This is a genomic window from Pseudomonas sp. MF08875 (assembly GCF_059862525.1).
In genome coordinates this window covers 1-15,703 of the sequence record NZ_JCBCUW010000078.1, presented here as the reverse complement: position 1 = coordinate 15,703, position 15,703 = coordinate 1, and the positions used below count along the sequence as shown (strand labels likewise).

Genomic DNA, 15,703 nt, shown 5'->3' with positions numbered 1-15,703 from the left:
TGAGTCAGCTGCCGGTAATGCGTAGTCATCTGCGCTTGAATCCTTCGGTGTGAGAGCCTGGATTCTACCGGTGGCTGGCTCTCTGCCTCTCGTTTCAAGCGTTGCGCTTATTCTATGAATTCAGGATCCGTTCGTCGTGTCGAAAGCACCGAAGATATAGTCATCGACGTTGAGACAGTTTGTGGACTACGTGGTTACGGTGTTGCTACCCCCTCGATACGAACGAGCAGTGAAAGCATCGACTCGATAATATCGGTAGTGGGGGATGTGTTCGCACCAAAATTGGTGGGCAACGACGTATCCAACCTCGAAAAAACACTGACCACGATAGATCACAGCATCAGCGCAAACGCGGCGGCAAAAGCATCAATCGACATCGCCTTGCACGACCTAAGTTCTAAAGCCGTCGGTGTTCCGCTCTATCGGTTCCTCGGCGGCCGCCACAATAAAATAACTACGGGCATCTCCATTTCCCACAACTGCCTCGACGAGATGATTGACAATGCTTGTACTGCCGTAAGCAACGGTTTTACTACATTGAAAATCAAGCTTGGATCTCCACAGGGTATAGAAGATGATCTTCTTCGGGTTCAAGAGATCCGACGCGCCGTGGAAAAAACAATTGAAATTGGAGTTGACGCCAATCAAGCATGGAGCGAAGAGGACGCCTTGACGTTTGCCGAACGTGCCACGGCTATTGGCGCAAACCTATCGTTTATCGAACAACCTGTGCGATCAACAGAACATCACGCTCTTGCGCGAATAAGCGCTGCCTCAAACATCCCCATAATAGCGGACGAAAGTTGCTCATCAGTACAGGAAGCAATTGTTCTTACAAGTAACGGCTTGGTCGACGGACTGGCAATAAAACTCATGAAGCTCGGCGGCATACGTTGCGCAAGAGCAGCCTACGAAATGGCGCGTCTAAGGTCCAAGATTTGCGCTGCGACGTGCCTTATGGAATCGCCCATTGGAATAGCGGCAATGGCAAGTTTTTGCTCTGGCAGGGATTTCAGGTTCATTGACTTGGATGCTATAGCCTTGATCGCGAGCAACCCTGTTATGGGTGGAGCCACGATGGCTGCCAACACCGTGGTGTTGAGTGAACAGCCTGGACTAGGAATACAAGGGATCGAGGGTTTGGAACTAATAAAAACAATCAATTAACAAACCAGAGCCAGGCTCAGACAAACGAATAATAAAAGTAGGGCTTTCAAAGTTGCAGCACATTCATTAAGCGCCAGGTGCGATGCCTACATAGGAGTAACAAACATATGGAAAAATGCCTGATTGTCGTTGGATACAATAATGTTCGAATTTATGACATCCCCAAGATACGGCGGGCATGTCAACAGCTCTTCAATGCGAAGCTGCTGCTAGTAACAGAGAAAATCGAAGACGCCGATTATCAAGCCGCCGACGAAGTGTTTGCATGCACCCTAGCTTATGACGCCGTGCAAGAGTCGACCCGATTGGTATGCCTGGAACTCGACCGCCTCGAACTGAAGCCGATTGGCATACTGCCGTTTTCCGACCGAGGAGTGCTGCTTGGTGCAAACCTTGCCCTGCATTTCGGGCTTCCTGGGGTTGCGCCCCACGACGCAATTGCAGGCCTCGACAAGCGTATCTTTCGCAACCGAGACACCCAGATCACAAATCATCCGCCAGGATACAAGCCCATCCGTTGCGTTCATGTTCGATCAAAGGAGCAGTTCCAGACTGTGGTGGCTGAGCTCGGCGGGCGAGCTTTCGCAAAACCGGCTAACGAAGGAAACAGTCGCGGTTGCTATGTCGTCCCGTCACTTGGGCAGTGCGAGGCAATCTGGTCAAATCTGGAGAAATATCACGACGCCGGAATTATCGTCGAAGAACTGATTGAGCATGCTCAAGAATACAGTTGGGATTATGTGGCCGGGTGTACGTGGATCACCGAAAAACAAACAACCATGGGAACCTATCGAGCAGAAGTACAACAGATAGTACCCGCACCGCTGCCCCGGGACATCCGCCAACAAATCGATACGGCAGGACATCACATGCTGCGACTTGTGCCCAATGGCGGTGCGTATCACAACGAAATATTCTCGCGTTGCGGGTTCACTGCGGCGGTAGAAACAAACATGCGTCCTGCTGGACTGCGTATTTGGGACCTGGCGGCGTTATCGTTTAAAGATTTCAACCCGTGGGACACATGGGTGAGGTGGGCTGTCACTGGTGCCGTTCAAGAAAAATCGCCTGTTGCCCAGCGCTACTCCGGAATTCGGCTGATTAAAGCACCAAAGCCAGGAGTGTTGATCTCGCTTCCAGATATTGAACGAGTCGGCGCTGAGCTCGGCATCGAAGTGCAGGATTACCGATATGCAAAACAACCCGGAGATCAGGTTACGGACAATCCACAAGATAACTCGGGCTTCTTAGGTGAAGTCGTTGCCTGCGCGACTGAATATGAAGATCTGTGTGCACAACTACTTGAGTTGACATCGACAATCGAGTCGAAAGTACGCATCTCTTGATTTTCAGGCAAAAAAAAATCCGGAAATCCTCACTTTCGTGGGCCTTCCAGACTTTCAAAACTGCTTAAAAATGGTGGGTCGTGTGGGATTCGAACCTACGACCAATTGGTTAAAAGCCAACTGCTCTACCAACTGAGCTAACGACCCGCTGTGTGGTGCGCGTATAATACTGATTTTTAAGGACTATTCAATACCTTATTTGAAATAAATCAGAAATAAGGTGTTGGATCGCTGATTCCTGCCGCTGCGAAGCCGTCCGCACGTAATCTACAGCTATCGCATTTGCCACACGCATGGCCGTTATCGTCTGCCTGATAGCAAGACACGGTAAGGCCGTAGTCCACACCCAGCTTCACGCCGGCCTGAACGATCTGTGCCTTGCTGAGGTTTTGCAGCGGAGCCTGGATGCGGAAGCCCTGCCCCTCCACGCCCGCCTTGGTCGCCAGGTTGGCCAAGCGCTCGAATGCCTCGACGAACTCAGGACGGCAGTCCGGGTAGCCGGAGTAGTCCACCGCATTAACGCCGATGAAGATGTCACGGGCACCCAGCACTTCAGCCCAGCCAAGCGCCAGGGAGAGAAATACGGTATTGCGAGCTGGCACGTAGGTGACGGGAATTCCCTCACTCGGCGCTTCGGGGACGTCGATAGAACTGTCAGTAAGGGCGGAACCGCCCATACCATTGAAGTTCAGACCGATGACTTTATGCTCGACCGCGCCCAAATCACGGGCGACCCGAGCGGCGGCATCCAATTCGGCACGGTGGCGCTGGCCATAGTCGAAACTCAGGGTGTAGCAGCTATAGCCCTCGGCCCGTGCCATGGCCACTACCGTCGCCGAGTCCAGGCCACCGGACAACAGGATCACCGCACGTTTTTCTTCTGTTTTGAGTTGTTCAGTCATTTCAGCGCCCCGGCTCGTCGTTCCAAAGATATTTGTGCATTTGCAACTGCAAACGTACGGGCAAGTTGTCTGCCACGATCCAGTCCGCGAGGTCGCGGGCGCTCAAGTCGTGATGGCTGGGCGAAAACAAGACTTCGCCGGCGCGACGATCGAGGCCGTATTGGATCAACTTGGACACCGCCCAATCGTAGTCTTCGCGCGAACAGATCACGAACTTGACCTGATCGTTGCGCGTCAGCAGCTCGATGTTTTCGTAGCGGTTGCGGTGGGCCTCTTTCGACCCAGGGGTTTTCAGGTCCACAACCCGGCTGACGCGACTATCCACGGCCGATACGTCGAGGGCGCCACTGGTTTCCAGAGAGACCTCGTAACCGGCATCGCACAAGCGCTTGAGCAAGGGAATGGCATGGGGTTGGGCCAAGGGCTCGCCGCCGGTCACGCAGACGTAGCGCGGCTTGAAGCCTGCAACCTGCTCGACGATGTCGTCGAGGGTGCGAAGGGTGCCGCCGCTGAAGGCGTAGGCGCTGTCACAGTATTGGCAACGCAAAGGGCAGCCGGTCAACCGCACAAAAACTGTGGGCAGGCCAGCCGTGCGCGTTTCACCCTGCAACGAGTAAAAAACTTCGGTGATTCTCAATGTGTCTTGCATAGTCGCCACGGGCGTAACAGCTAAACAGGCTGTCCGCCTCCGTCAGGCACTTCAGGGCATCGCGCCAACGCGCAAACGCCAGGAAGCGTGTTTCATAAAAAGGGCGTGGATTCTAACGAAAAAACCCGCGACAAGCGCGGGTTTCTTTGATTCTGGCAAACAAGCCTTACATGCGCTGCAAGTCTCGCTGGGCCAGTTGTGCGGCAGAAGTCCCCGGATACTGGGCAACAACCTGCTGCAGGATACCTTTTACCTTATCGGCATGACCCAGGCGGCGTTCCACATCGGCCAGTTTATACAGCGAATCCGGCACTTTGGCGTGCTTGGGATAGAGCTGGCTGACCTTGGCGAATGCCTGGCCGGCACCTTGCAGGTCGCCTTTGGCCAGGTTGACTTCGCCCAGCCAGTATTGGGCATTGCCCGCATACTGACTGTTTGGATACTTGCGCAGGAACGCCGAGAAAGCCTGGCTGGCCCGGTCGAAATCCTTGGCCTTAATCAGGTCGAAGGCTGCGTCGTAATAAAGCTTTTCCTTCGCCGGGTCACCCGGCTCGCTACTGGCTGCGGGGGCCTGGCTGGCCGCTGCGGCAGCTGCACCGGCGGCATTGACATCGCCACCGGCAGAAGAATTATCAGGAGTCGCGGCTGGTGCAACGCCGGTTCCTATGCGCCGATCAAGATCCTGGTATCGCTCCAGGTTTTCCTGCTTCATGCGCGAGACATCATTTTGCAGAACTTCAATCACACCTTGTTGGCGTGCGATTTGTTCCTGCATTTGTTGCAGTTGGTTGAACAGCTCGCCCTGTGCCGAGACAGGGGTCGAAACCCCTCCCCCGGCATAGGCGCCGTTCGTACCGTAACCCGCAGGCGGATAACTGCTCCCGCTATTGTTATAGCCAGAGTTGTCATCGACCACAGGAACCGCAGCCCACACCGCAAGCGGTGCGAGGCTGAGAGCCAGAACAGTTACAGCACGACGGCACGTTCGCATGACGAATTACTTACGCAGTTCGACGCGACGGTTTTGAGCCCAGGACTGCTCGTCGTTGCCGGTAGCAACTGGACGCTCTTCGCCGTAGGAAACCAGTTCCAGCTGAGCTGGGGAAACACCTTGCAGTACCAGGTAGCGCTGAACGGCTTTCGCACGACGCTCGCCCAGTGCCATGTTGTACTCACGAGTACCACGTTCGTCGGTGTTGCCTTCCAGAACAACGCGAGCGCCGTTTGCTTTCAGGTCTTTGGCATGAACGTCCAGAGCGCGCATGGCTTCTGGCTTCAGGTCCGAGCTGTCGTATTCGAAGTAGAAGGTGGTGATTGCGCGCAGAGCAGCTTCTTCGCTCAGGGAGCCATCTACAGCACCAGTGTTAGCGCCGTAACCAGCGTTTGGATCAACAGCGCCTTCACCGGCGTTGTCGCCGCCTTTGGACGAGCAACCTACAGCTACAGCCATGGCCAGAGCCAGCGCAGCAAACTTACCAAACTTCAGCATTTCCATCGTGAAACTCCTAATGAACCCCAGTGTGTTAAGTAAAACGTGTAGCGCCGCGTCAGTTCAGGTAAGGGGACCAGGAAGGTTCTCTGACTTCGCCTTGAGCGGTAGGAAGCGGGAGCCTTACGCGTCCATTAATGGACACGAGCATCAAGACTCCCCGGCCCTGCTGGCGGGTGGCGTAGATTACCATGGTGCCGTTGGGTGCAACAGTAGGCGACTCATCAAGTGTGCTATCTGTAAGGATTTTTACGCTTCCGCGCTGCAAATCCTGGGCCGCGACCTTGAAATTAGTGAAGCCTTCCTGCCGGTGAATCATCACCAGGGTCTTTTCATCGGCCGACAACTTAGGGTTGGCGTTGTAGTTACCGATAAAAGTCACCCGCTCAGCACCACCGCCACTCGCGCTGGTTTTGTAGATTTGCGGTTTGCCGCCCCGGTCGGAGGTGAAGTAGATGGTCGAGCCATCCTTACCCCAGAACGGTTCGGTGTTGATGCCTGGGCCGCTGGTCACGCGGGAAATCTGGCGCGACCCCAGGTTCATTACATAAATATCCGGGTTACCGTCCTTGGACAGCACGAACGCCAGTCGCGAACCATCGGGCGACCAAGATGGCGCGCCGTTCAGGCCTTCGAAGTTGGTGATCTGCTCGCGACGGCCGGTGTCGATGTGCTGAACGAAGATGCGCGGGCGCTTCTGCTCGAACGACACATAAGCGATGCGCTTGCCATCGGGAGCGAAACGCGGCGACAGGATAGGCTCGCGCGATTGCAGCAGGGTCACTGCGCGGGCGCCGTCATAGTCGGAGCGCTGCAGGGTGTAGCGGGTGTTGTTCACCGAAAAACGCTCGGCCGTCACGTACAGCATGCGAGTAGAGAACGCGCCCTTGATGCCGGTGAGTTTTTCAAACGACTGGTCAGAGATGTAGTGGGCCATGTCGCGTAACTGATCGACACTGCCCGAGACGCTGCCGGTCAGCACTTGCTGTTCGGTAGAGACGTTGAACAGCGCGTATTGCACCTGCAGGCGACCGCCCGCCGGGACAATGCTGCCGACCATAATGTACTGGGCGCCCAGGGCCTTCCAGTCGCGGTAGATCACTTCGCTAGCCTGAGTGGGCAAGCCGATCATGTTTTGCTTGGGGATCGGCGAGTAGTAACCCGAGTTGCGCAGGTCGTTGCCGATGATTTCCGCCATATCGTCCGGCAGCACGCTGCCGCCCTGCCAGCCGAACGGCACTACCGCGATCGGGGTGGCCCGATCGCTACCGCTGGTGACCAGGATGTTTTTTTCGTCTGCCGCCGCCATGCCTGCCATGCAGCAAATAACGACAAGCATTCCTCGAAGAAGGTTTCTCACAAGGCTAGATCCTCAGGTGTGAATGTCATCTTGAATGAACGATAGGGAGCAAAATCGCTCGGCTTCATTCCCTGCATTTCCGTCAGGCGACCAATGTTCTTGACCGCCGCGACCGCAGAGCTATCAAACGGGCCATCACCGCTGGAGCGGGCTACCGTTACCGATGTGACCGTTCCATCCGGCAACATGCCGATTTGCAGCACTACCGTCATGTTCTTGCGGGCCGAAGGAGGACGCGCCCAACCTTCCGCAGCGCGGGCGCGAATCAGGTCGTCGAAACTGCCGGCGACTTCATCGCCCTGCTCGTCGGCCAAAGCCTGCTGACGTTGCGGGGTGTCGGATAGCAAGTCAGCCAAGGCCTGGGCCTTTTTCTCTTCGGTCGACTTGCGCGCTGCTTCCGTTGCCTTTTTCTTGGCCGCGTCGGCAGCCGCTTTCTTCTTGGCGTCTTCGGCGACTTTCTTTTTCGCCTCGTCCGCTTCGGCTTTTTTCTTGGCGTCGTCAGCCGCTTTTTTCTTCGCGTCTTCGACTATTTTCTTCTTGGCTTCTTCAGCGGCCTTTTTCTTGGCCTCTTCTTCTGCCAGCTTCTTGGCTTCTTCTTCGGCTTTTTTCTTGGCTATATCAGCCAATTGTTTCTCTTCAGCCTTTTTCGCCTCAGCGGTCTTCTTGGCTTCGTCGGCTTTCTTGGCCTCATCGGCCTTTTTCGCTTCGTCAGCCTTCTTGGACTCGTCGGCCTTCTTTGCTTCCTCGGCCTTTTGAGCCGCCTCTTCTTTCTTTTGTTCCGCAGCTTTTACCGCTTCCTGCTCGACCTTCTTCTGCTCCATCTGTTCGACTTCGGTCTGGCGCGCGGCGGATTTCTTCGCCTCACCCGCAATCTTCTGATTGGTCTGGGTGGTCGCCTGACTTTTCGACTTGAGCTGGTACAGGGTCGCCTGGACGATCGGTTTGGCCGGCGGCAGCTCCGGCGTAAAGGCAAAGCTGACGAACAGCATGCCAAATACCAGAACGTGCAAGGCTATGGCCCAGACACTCGGCCAGAAGTAGCTTTCCGAAGCCGTGGGCTCTCGCTGTTGTTGCATCAGGGCGCCTCGGTAATCAGGCCAACATTACCGACCCCGGCTTTCTGCAACCCGCCCATGGCCCCCATGACCGCGCCGTAATCGACGGTTTTATCCCCGCGAATGAACACTTGGGTGTGCTTGCCGCCTTCGTTGCCGGCACGAATGATCTTGGTCACCGCGTCGGTCATCTGCGGCAAGGTCATGGCCTTGTCCTGCTGCTTGTCGGTATCGACTTCGCTGCCAAGGTTCCAGTAGTAGGTCTTGTCAGCCTTGATCGAAATGGTCAGGACCTGGGTGTTGTTGTCCTGAGGCAAGGCTTCGCTGGAAACCTTGGGCAGATCAACCTTCACGCCCTGATTGAGCATGGGCGCGGTCACCATGAAAATGACCAGCAGCACCAGCATCACGTCGATGTAAGGCACCACGTTCATCTCGGCAACCGGCTTGCGCTTTTTGCGAGCTCTAGCGATTAACGCCATCGGGAAATACCTGCTTATTCTTCGCTGGTGTGCACTTTGCGGTGCAGGATCGCCTGGAACTCATCGGCGAAGGTGTAGTAGCGGCTAATCAGGGTTTCGCTACGCGCGGCAAAGCGGTTGTAGGCGATAACGGCTGGAATGGCCGCGAACAAACCGATCGCGGTGGCAATCAGGGCCTCGGCAATGCCTGGTGCTACGGTGGCGAGGGTCGCTTGCTGGGCGGTGGCCAGACCGCGGAAGGAGTTCATGATCCCCCAGACCGTACCGAACAGGCCGATGTAGGGGCTAACAGAACCCACGGTCGCCAGGAATGGCAGGCTTTGCTCGAGCTTTTCTTCCTCGCGGGAAATGGCCACGCGCATGGCGCGGGCCACGCCTTCCATTACGGCTTCCGGGTCTACACCGGGCTGCTGGCGTAAGCGGGAGAATTCCTTGAAGCCGGCACGGAAGATCTGTTCCACACCCGAGTCCGGATCGGGATTGCTGCCCGCCTGACGATAGAGCTTGGACAAATCGATACCCGACCAAAAGCGCTCTTCAAAGCTCTCCAGGGCACGTCGACCGGCGCGCAGCAGGTTGCTGCGCTGAAAAATCATGACCCATGAAGTGACCGATGCGGCCACCAGCGTCAGCATTACCAACTGAACAACGATGCTGGCATTACTGACCAAGCTCCACATGGAGGAATGGTCGACGACGTTAGCTTCCACGCTTTATCTCCTGCTCTGAATGTTTACCCGCGCCGCTCACGCCGGCAAAGGCCGCACGTAGAGCTTCGGGAATGGCCCGGGGTTTCAAACTATCGGCGCGCACACAGGCCACCAAAAACTGCCCTTCACAGAGCAGCACGTTATCCGTGGCTCGCCTGACCTGTTGCAAAAAGCGCAGGCTGGCCCGGTTCAATTCGATTACTTGTGCACTTACCAGGAGCTCGTCGTCCAGTCGCGCCGGGGCGTGGTAACGCGCTTCGCTGGAATGCACGACGAACAACAGGTCCTCGCCGGCCAGCTGCGATTGGGCAAAGCCCAACTCACGTAGCCGCTCGGTTCGAGCCCGCTCCATAAACTTTAGGTAATTAACGTAATACACGATGCCGCCGGCATCGGTGTCCTCGTAATAAACGCGACAACGATGTGCGAACGACTCAAGCCCGTTTTGCGCGCGCATACTCTAGTGCTTACTCCTCAGGTTGCCAATCCAGCCAGGCAACTGTTTTTCCATTCTTGCGCACCTTTCAAGCGAAAAGTCCGACACTGAAGCGTATAAGACCTCACAACGCAGAAATAAATCACTGACAAGACACCCTTTAATCGCCCACAGCGTCCAAAAACTCGTCTGCCACAGGCCTGTCGCCCATACGTGACGGAATGTTTAAGCCAAAATGCAGGTAAGCGTGCCGGGTCACCACCCGCCCCCGCGGTGTGCGCATGATGTAGCCCTGCTGGATCAGGTAAGGCTCCAGCACATCCTCAATGGTGTGGCGTTCTTCGCTGATGGCGGCGGCCAGGCTGTCGACACCCACCGGCCCGCCATCGAACTTCTCGATCATGGTCAGCAGCAGGCGCCGGTCCTGATGATCGAAACCGCGCTCATCGACATCCAGCAGGTTCAGCGCCAGGTCAGCAATCGCCTTGGTGATATGCCCCTTGGCGCGGACCTGGGCAAAGTCACGGACCCGGCGCAACAAGCGGTTGGCGATCCGTGGCGTGCCCCGGGCACGGCGGGCGATCTCGAACGCGCCTTCAGGGTCCAGCGGCAAACCGAGGATGCCCGCCGAACGACTAACGATGGTGGCCAGGTCGGCGGTGCTGTAGAACTCCAGGCGCTGGACGATACCGAAACGATCCCGCAGCGGGTTGGTGAGCATGCCCGCACGCGTGGTGGCACCCACCAGGGTGAACGGTGGCAGGTCGAGCTTAATCGAGCGTGCCGCCGGGCCCTCGCCGATCATGATGTCGAGCTGGAAGTCCTCCATGGCCGGGTACAGCACTTCTTCGACGATGGGTGACAGGCGATGGATTTCGTCGATGAAGAGCACATCGTGCGGCTCGAGGTTGGTCAGCAGCGCCGCCAGGTCACCGGGGCGTTCCAGCACCGGGCCCGAGGTGCTCTTGATCGACACGCCCATTTCCTGGGCAATGATATTGGCCAGGGTGGTCTTACCCAGGCCTGGCGGGCCGAAGATCAGCGTATGGTCCAAGGACTCATTGCGCCCGCGTGCTGCCTGGATAAACAACTCCATTTGCTCGCGAACCGTGGGCTGGCCGATGTATTCAGCCAGGCTGACGGGGCGAATCGCCCGGTCCTGGACTTCCTCGCGGTCCCGCGGGCCGGGGCTGGCGGTAATCAGACGATCAGCTTCAATCACTTAAATCATTCCCTTCAGGGCACGGCGGATCATGTCTTCGCTGCTCAAACCTTTCTCCTTGATGGCGGAAATCGCCTTGCTGGCTTCCGCCGGCTTGTAGCCCAGGGAAATCAACGCACTAACCGCATCATTCTCAGCGGTGGCCACGGGAATCGGCGCATCCGGCTGATTCGGCACCAAGGCAAACATATTCGGCACGGTCTCCCAGGCCTTGAAGCGGTCCTTGAGTTCCACAAGCAGGCGCTCGGCGGTTTTCTTGCCCACGCCCGGTACCTTGGTCAGCGCCGAGGTGTCCTGGGCCTGCACGCAACGCACCAGCTCATCGACTTCCAGGCTCGACATCAATGCCAGGGCCAACTTGGGGCCGACGCCGTTAAGGCGAATCAGCTCGCGGAAAAAATCACGGTCGCGCTTGCCAATGAAGCCATAAAGCAACTGGGCATCCTCGCGCACCACCAAATGGGTGTGCAGCGTGATGGGCTCACCGATCGACGGTAGTCGATAAAGCGTGGTCATGGGCACTTCCAACTCATACCCCAGGCCGTTTACATCCAGAATCAGGTGCGGCGGCTGTTTTTCAGCCAAGGTGCCGCGCAAGCGTCCAATCACGTTTCAGATCCCTGAGCGTTGGCCAGCGCAAAGGCTGGCGGGTAGCGGAGTGAGTGAAACGGCCGACAACCCAGGCCCAAAACACTCAACTTCCGAAATGACTGCGCCGATGCTATCAGAGACGCAAGCGACCGCCACGGCTACGTGCCGCTCCCAGGCCATGAGGCAACAGGCTGGAACGGGTGTGGGCATGGCAAATGGCGATCGCCAGGGCATCGGAGGCGTCGATCTGCGGTTTGGTGGTGAGCTTGAGCAAGTGCATCACCATCATCTGCACCACTTCCTTGTTCGCCGCGCCCGTCCCGGCCACAGCCTGCTTAACCTGGGTGGCGGTGTACTCGGCAATTTCCAGGCTTTCCTCCACCCCCGCGACAATCGCCGCGCCCCGGGCCTGGCCCAGCTTCAAGGCAGAGTCGGCGTTGCGCGCCATAAACACTTTTTCAATGCCCATGGTGACCGGCCCGTAGGTCTGGATCACCTCGCGCACGCCGCGATAGACGATTTGTAAGCGTTCGGGCAATTCGCCAGCACCGGTACGAATGCACCCTGATGCCACATAGACACAACCGCGGCCGGTATCGCGTACCACGCCGTAGCCAGTGATACGTGAGCCAGGGTCGATGCCAAGAATAAGAGTCATAACGCCTGCGGGTCGAAGGGAATTGGGCCAGCATAGAGCAGGCGAAGGGCGCGTATTTGCCCGCGATGCCGTCACTTGGTTAGATCAGCTACAACAAGTTAACGCAATCGCGGGCAAGCCATGCACCTTAAACAAGGGAGCAATCAGCCAAGCTGTTCGGCCACCGACTCGGCAATGTCGGCGTTGGAGTAGACGTTCTGCACGTCGTCCAGGTCTTCCAGCATGTCGATCAGCTTGAGCACCTTTTCGGCGCCCTCCAGGTCCAGCTCGGCGCTGGTGGTGGGCAACATGACAATTTCCGCATCCGCCGCCTTGAAGCCTGCGGCCTCGAGGGCATTACGCACCGCATAGAAGCTGGAGAACGAGGTAAACACGTCGATGGAACCGTCGTCGTTGGTCACCACGTCGTCGGCATCGGCCTCCATCGCCGCTTCCATCAGCGCGTCTTCGTCGGTGCCTGGCGCGAAGTTGATCTGCCCCTTGCGCTCGAACAGATAGGCCACCGAACCGTCGGTGCCCAGGTTGCCGCCACACTTGCTGAAAGCGTGGCGCACCGCCGCGGCCGTGCGATTGCGGTTGTCGGTCATGCACTCGACCATCACCGCCACGCCGCCCGGGCCGTAGCCTTCGTAGGTCAGCTCGACCATGTCGTCGGTGTCCGCAGCCCCCGCGCCACGCGCCACGGCGCGGTCGATGATATCGCGGCTCATGTTCGCGCCCAGGGCTTTATCCAAGGCCAGGCGCAAACGCGGGTTGGAGCCCGGATCGCCGCCGCCCTGGCGGGCAGCGACCGTCAACTCACGGATCCACTTGGTGAAAATCTTGCCTTTCTTGGCATCCTGACGCTCTTTGCGGTGCTTGATGTTCGCCCACTTGGAATGGCCAGCCATAACACGACTCCAGAATTCTTAAACAACCTCACACGCCCTGCCCCAGGCAGGATTCAAACCGCATAACGCAAAGGCGCATCCGAAGATGCGCCTTAGCAGACTGCATGAAAACTACCGCGCCTTCAGGCAGCCCGCCCGTTCGCCTTTACTCAGCCTTGGGCTGTTCACGCAGGCGAATGTGCAGTTCACGCAGGGCCTTGGCGTCCACCAGGCCTGGGGCCTGGGTCATGACGCACGCAGCGCTCTGGGTTTTCGGGAACGCGATCACTTCACGGATGGACTGCGCACCGGTCATCAACATCACCAGGCGATCCAGGCCAAAGGCTAGGCCACCGTGAGGCGGAGCACCGTACTTCAGGGCATCGAGCAGGAAGCCGAACTTCTCTTCCTGTTCCGCTTCGCTGATCCCCAGCAGGCGGAATACCGATTGCTGCATTTCCTTACGGTGGATACGGATCGAACCGCCACCCAGCTCGGTGCCGTTGAGCACCATGTCGTAGGCACGGGACAACGCGGTCGCCGGATTCGCTTCCAGTTCGGCCGGGGTGCACTTGGGTGCAGTGAACGGGTGGTGCAGCGCAGTGAAGCTGCCGTCGTCGTTCTCTTCAAACATCGGGAAGTCGACGACCCACATTGGCGCCCATTCGCAGGTCAGCAGGTTCAGGTCGTTACCGACCTTGATCCGCAGTGCACCCAGGGCCTCGCTGACGATCTTGGCCTTGTCGGCACCGAAGAACACGATATCGCCATCGACTGCGCCAACGCGATCGAGGATCACATTGAGGTTGGCCTCGGGGATGTTCTTGACGATAGGCGACTGCAAGCCTTCGACACCTTTGGCGCGCTCGTTGACCTTGATGTACGCCAGGCCCTTGGCACCGTAGATGCCGACGAACTTGGTGTAGTCGTCGATCTTGCTGCGCGGCATGCTCGCCCCGCCCGGAACGCGCAGAGCCGCAATGCGGCTTTTCGGGTCGTTGGCTGGGCCGCTGAACACTTTGAAGTCGACGTCCTTGAGCTGGTCGGCAACGTCCACCAGTTCCAGCGGGTTACGCAGGTCAGGCTTGTCGGAACCATAGCGGCGCATGGCCTCTTCCCAGGTCATGTGCGGGAACTCGCCGAACTCCAGACCCAGCACTTCCTTGAACAGGTTGCGGATCATGCCTTCGGTCAGGCCCATGATGTCTTTTTCATCGAGGAAACTGGTTTCGATGTCGATCTGGGTGAATTCCGGCTGGCGGTCGGCACGCAGGTCCTCGTCACGGAAGCACTTGGCGATCTGGTAGTAGCGATCGAAGCCGGCGACCATCAACAGCTGTTTGAAGAGCTGTGGCGATTGCGGCAAGGCAAAGAAGCTGCCGGCGTGGGTGCGGCTTGGCACCAGGTAGTCGCGGGCACCCTCGGGCGTGGCACGGGTAAGGATCGGCGTCTCGACGTCGAGGAAGCCGTTTTCGTCCAGGTAGCGGCGGATGCTGGTGGTCATGCGCGAACGCAGGCGCAGCTTCTCGAGCATTTCCGGGCGACGCAGGTCGATGAAGCGGTAGCGCAGGCGGGTTTCCTCGCCAACATCAGAGAACTCGTTGAGCGGGAACGGCGGGGTTTCCGCTTCGTTCAACACTTCGAGTTCATAACCCAGCACTTCGATCATGCCCGAAGCCATGTTGGCGTTGCCGGCGCCGGCCGGACGCAGGCGCACCTTGCCGGTGACCTTGACCACGTACTCGCTGCGCACACGGTCGGCAGCGGCGAAGGTTTCGGCGCGGTCCGGATCGAATACCACCTGGGCCAGACCATCACGATCACGGATATCGAGGAAAATCACCCCGCCATGGTCGCGACGACGGTGGACCCATCCGCAAAGGGTAATTTCCTGACCTTCCAGGCTCTCGTTCAGTTGGCCGCAATAATGGCTGCGCATCATGATGGTGATTTCACTTCTCGTAATTCGACATTCGGTTGGAGCTCTCGCCTACCGCCGCACCCTGAACCGGGCGCCCGATGAGGCAAGACCTCGCGCGTGGAGTTCAACTTAGTCAGCTTTGTCGCCACCGGCCAGGTTCTTCTTGGCACCGGTCTTGAAATCGGTCTCGTACCAGCCCGAGCCACTGAGGCGAAAACCGGGCATCGATAGCATTCTTTGCAACTGCGGGGCCTGGCAGGCCGGGCAATCGACCAGCGGCGCGGCGCTGATCTTCTGGATGGCTTCCAACTGATGACCGCAGGAAGCACATTGATAGTCATACATGGGCATGGGGGACGTCTCGCAAATCCGTTCTACAGCCCGAGCCCGCACAAGAGCCTGGACTACACAGCAAAGAGCGGGATTATATCCATTAAATCGAGCCTGTGCAGCCCACAGCGGGACGCCTGCTGCACCTGCCCCCTCAACCCAACGCTATCACCGGCGCATTCGCACACGCCGATCCGGATCAAACCTCGAGCCTGCCAGCCTGACCGGCCTTGAACCGAAAGCCTCCTCCCTCTTTCAAGCTATGAACTACGCACACGACCCGCACCAATCCACTGAAATTCTTTACCCCGCCATGGCGCAGGTGAACTTCCCGATCAACATAGGAAAGCAACGCACTCACGGTACAACTGTTGACCTTGGCAATATCGGCCCTGAATTCAACACATAAGTGCAACGCTCACCCCTGTATGCACTTCGTACGGCGTCTTCCAGCCCAAGCGCTTGCGCGGGCGTAGATTGATCCTCGCTACTGTCCGATTGACGGCTTCGACGGTC

At 57.7% G+C, this 15,703-nt stretch carries 17 protein-coding genes, 1 tRNA gene and 2 pseudogenes; 2 read left to right on the top strand and 18 right to left on the bottom strand.

All coding sequences use genetic code 11. The annotated features are described in order from the left end of the window. Window positions 1-114: 114 nt before the first annotated feature. Complete coding sequence (locus AC19YT_RS27000; protein ID WP_500611310.1) at window positions 115-1,167, top strand: mandelate racemase/muconate lactonizing enzyme family protein; 1,053 nt, start codon at window positions 115-117, stop codon at window positions 1,165-1,167. Between the two features lie 107 nt (window positions 1,168-1,274). Continuing rightward, the gene (locus AC19YT_RS26995) at window positions 1,275-2,513 is read left to right on the top strand and encodes an ATP-grasp domain-containing protein (RefSeq protein ID WP_500611309.1); all 1,239 of its coding nucleotides are present in this window, start codon (window positions 1,275-1,277) and stop codon (window positions 2,511-2,513) included. A 71-nt stretch (window positions 2,514-2,584) separates the two neighbouring features. On the opposite strand, the gene AC19YT_RS26990 is transcribed toward AC19YT_RS26995, so the two are convergent. The 18 genes and pseudogenes from AC19YT_RS26990 to AC19YT_RS26905 all read right to left on the bottom strand — a co-directional run. After that, window positions 2,585-2,660: transfer RNA gene (locus AC19YT_RS26990), tRNA-Lys, on the bottom strand. Between the two features lie 62 nt (window positions 2,661-2,722). After that, window positions 2,723-3,415 (bottom strand): 7-cyano-7-deazaguanine synthase QueC, encoded by a 693-nt coding sequence (queC, locus tag AC19YT_RS26985; RefSeq protein ID WP_095106644.1) that lies wholly within the window; start codon window positions 3,413-3,415, stop codon window positions 2,723-2,725. Between the two features lies 1 nt (window position 3,416). Beyond that, the gene (queE, locus tag AC19YT_RS26980; RefSeq protein ID WP_095106642.1) at window positions 3,417-4,064 is read right to left on the bottom strand and encodes a 7-carboxy-7-deazaguanine synthase QueE; all 648 of its coding nucleotides are present in this window, start codon (window positions 4,062-4,064) and stop codon (window positions 3,417-3,419) included. A 166-nt stretch (window positions 4,065-4,230) separates the two neighbouring features. After that, window positions 4,231-5,055, bottom strand: a complete 825-nt coding sequence (gene ybgF, locus AC19YT_RS26975) for a tol-pal system protein YbgF (protein WP_500598723.1) — start codon at window positions 5,053-5,055, stop codon at window positions 4,231-4,233. Window positions 5,056-5,061: 6 nt separating this feature from the next. Beyond that, entirely contained in the window at window positions 5,062-5,559 is a 498-nt protein-coding gene (gene pal / locus AC19YT_RS26970) for a peptidoglycan-associated lipoprotein Pal (protein WP_003178634.1), read from the bottom strand. A 52-nt stretch (window positions 5,560-5,611) separates the two neighbouring features. Continuing rightward, window positions 5,612-6,892, bottom strand: a complete 1,281-nt coding sequence (tolB, locus tag AC19YT_RS26965) for a Tol-Pal system beta propeller repeat protein TolB (RefSeq protein WP_176465027.1) — start codon at window positions 6,890-6,892, stop codon at window positions 5,612-5,614. Between the two features lie 17 nt (window positions 6,893-6,909). Beyond that, the gene (gene tolA / locus AC19YT_RS26960; RefSeq protein WP_095106636.1) at window positions 6,910-7,989 is read right to left on the bottom strand and encodes a cell envelope integrity protein TolA; all 1,080 of its coding nucleotides are present in this window, start codon (window positions 7,987-7,989) and stop codon (window positions 6,910-6,912) included. After that, the gene (tolR, locus tag AC19YT_RS26955) at window positions 7,989-8,441 is read right to left on the bottom strand and encodes a protein TolR (protein ID WP_161955761.1); all 453 of its coding nucleotides are present in this window, start codon (window positions 8,439-8,441) and stop codon (window positions 7,989-7,991) included. Before tolR ends, tolA begins: the two co-directional genes overlap by 1 nt. A gap of 23 nt (window positions 8,442-8,464) precedes the next feature. Continuing rightward, window positions 8,465-9,160: a protein TolQ gene (gene tolQ / locus AC19YT_RS26950; RefSeq protein ID WP_095106634.1), complete on the bottom strand. Its 696-nt coding sequence runs from the start codon at window positions 9,158-9,160 to the stop codon at window positions 8,465-8,467. Further along, complete coding sequence (ybgC, locus tag AC19YT_RS26945) at window positions 9,150-9,617, bottom strand: tol-pal system-associated acyl-CoA thioesterase (RefSeq protein ID WP_095106632.1); 468 nt, start codon at window positions 9,615-9,617, stop codon at window positions 9,150-9,152. Before ybgC ends, tolQ begins: the two co-directional genes overlap by 11 nt. A gap of 139 nt (window positions 9,618-9,756) precedes the next feature. Then, window positions 9,757-10,818, bottom strand: a complete 1,062-nt coding sequence (gene ruvB, locus AC19YT_RS26940; protein WP_500598726.1) for a Holliday junction branch migration DNA helicase RuvB — start codon at window positions 10,816-10,818, stop codon at window positions 9,757-9,759. After that, window positions 10,819-11,427 (bottom strand): Holliday junction branch migration protein RuvA, encoded by a 609-nt coding sequence (ruvA, locus tag AC19YT_RS26935; protein ID WP_095106628.1) that lies wholly within the window; start codon window positions 11,425-11,427, stop codon window positions 10,819-10,821. Between the two features lie 115 nt (window positions 11,428-11,542). Continuing rightward, complete coding sequence (ruvC, locus tag AC19YT_RS26930; protein WP_095106626.1) at window positions 11,543-12,067, bottom strand: crossover junction endodeoxyribonuclease RuvC; 525 nt, start codon at window positions 12,065-12,067, stop codon at window positions 11,543-11,545. Window positions 12,068-12,210: 143 nt separating this feature from the next. Continuing rightward, the gene (locus AC19YT_RS26925) at window positions 12,211-12,957 is read right to left on the bottom strand and encodes a YebC/PmpR family DNA-binding transcriptional regulator (RefSeq protein ID WP_500598728.1); all 747 of its coding nucleotides are present in this window, start codon (window positions 12,955-12,957) and stop codon (window positions 12,211-12,213) included. A gap of 145 nt (window positions 12,958-13,102) precedes the next feature. Beyond that, a complete protein-coding gene (gene aspS, locus AC19YT_RS26920) occupies window positions 13,103-14,878 on the bottom strand; it encodes an aspartate--tRNA ligase (RefSeq protein ID WP_500611308.1) in 1,776 nt (591 codons plus the stop codon). A 108-nt stretch (window positions 14,879-14,986) separates the two neighbouring features. Further along, window positions 14,987-15,208, bottom strand: a complete 222-nt coding sequence (locus tag AC19YT_RS26915) for an FmdB family zinc ribbon protein (RefSeq protein WP_095106620.1) — start codon at window positions 15,206-15,208, stop codon at window positions 14,987-14,989. 178 nt (window positions 15,209-15,386) lie between these two features. Next, window positions 15,387-15,575, bottom strand: a pseudogene (locus AC19YT_RS26910) (ribbon-helix-helix domain-containing protein); the annotation flags it as partial. 10 nt (window positions 15,576-15,585) lie between these two features. Beyond that, window positions 15,586-15,703, bottom strand: a pseudogene (locus AC19YT_RS26905) (IS30 family transposase); the annotation flags it as partial.

Bases quoted from the DNA above. Each gene is read 5' to 3' on its own strand.
- AC19YT_RS27000 (WP_500611310.1), top strand. From the start codon at position 115: ATGAATTCAGGATCCGTTCGTCGTGTCGAAAGCACCGAAGATATAGTC.
- AC19YT_RS26995 (WP_500611309.1), top strand. From the start codon at position 1,275: ATGGAAAAATGCCTGATTGTCGTTGGATACAATAATGTTCGAATTTAT.
- queC (WP_095106644.1), bottom strand. From the start codon at position 3,415: ATGACTGAACAACTCAAAACAGAAGAAAAACGTGCGGTGATCCTGTTG.
- queE (WP_095106642.1), bottom strand. From the start codon at position 4,064: ATGCAAGACACATTGAGAATCACCGAAGTTTTTTACTCGTTGCAGGGT.
- ybgF (WP_500598723.1), bottom strand. From the start codon at position 5,055: ATGCGAACGTGCCGTCGTGCTGTAACTGTTCTGGCTCTCAGCCTCGCA.
- pal (WP_003178634.1), bottom strand. From the start codon at position 5,559: ATGGAAATGCTGAAGTTTGGTAAGTTTGCTGCGCTGGCTCTGGCCATG.
- tolB (WP_176465027.1), bottom strand. From the start codon at position 6,892: ATGCTTGTCGTTATTTGCTGCATGGCAGGCATGGCGGCGGCAGACGAA.
- tolA (WP_095106636.1), bottom strand. From the start codon at position 7,989: ATGCAACAACAGCGAGAGCCCACGGCTTCGGAAAGCTACTTCTGGCCG.
- ybgC (WP_095106632.1), bottom strand. From the start codon at position 9,617: ATGCGCGCGCAAAACGGGCTTGAGTCGTTCGCACATCGTTGTCGCGTT.
- ruvC (WP_095106626.1), bottom strand. From the start codon at position 12,067: ATGACTCTTATTCTTGGCATCGACCCTGGCTCACGTATCACTGGCTAC.
- AC19YT_RS26925 (WP_500598728.1), bottom strand. From the start codon at position 12,957: ATGGCTGGCCATTCCAAGTGGGCGAACATCAAGCACCGCAAAGAGCGT.
- aspS (WP_500611308.1), bottom strand. From the start codon at position 14,878: ATGATGCGCAGCCATTATTGCGGCCAACTGAACGAGAGCCTGGAAGGT.
- AC19YT_RS26915 (WP_095106620.1), bottom strand. From the start codon at position 15,208: ATGCCCATGTATGACTATCAATGTGCTTCCTGCGGTCATCAGTTGGAA.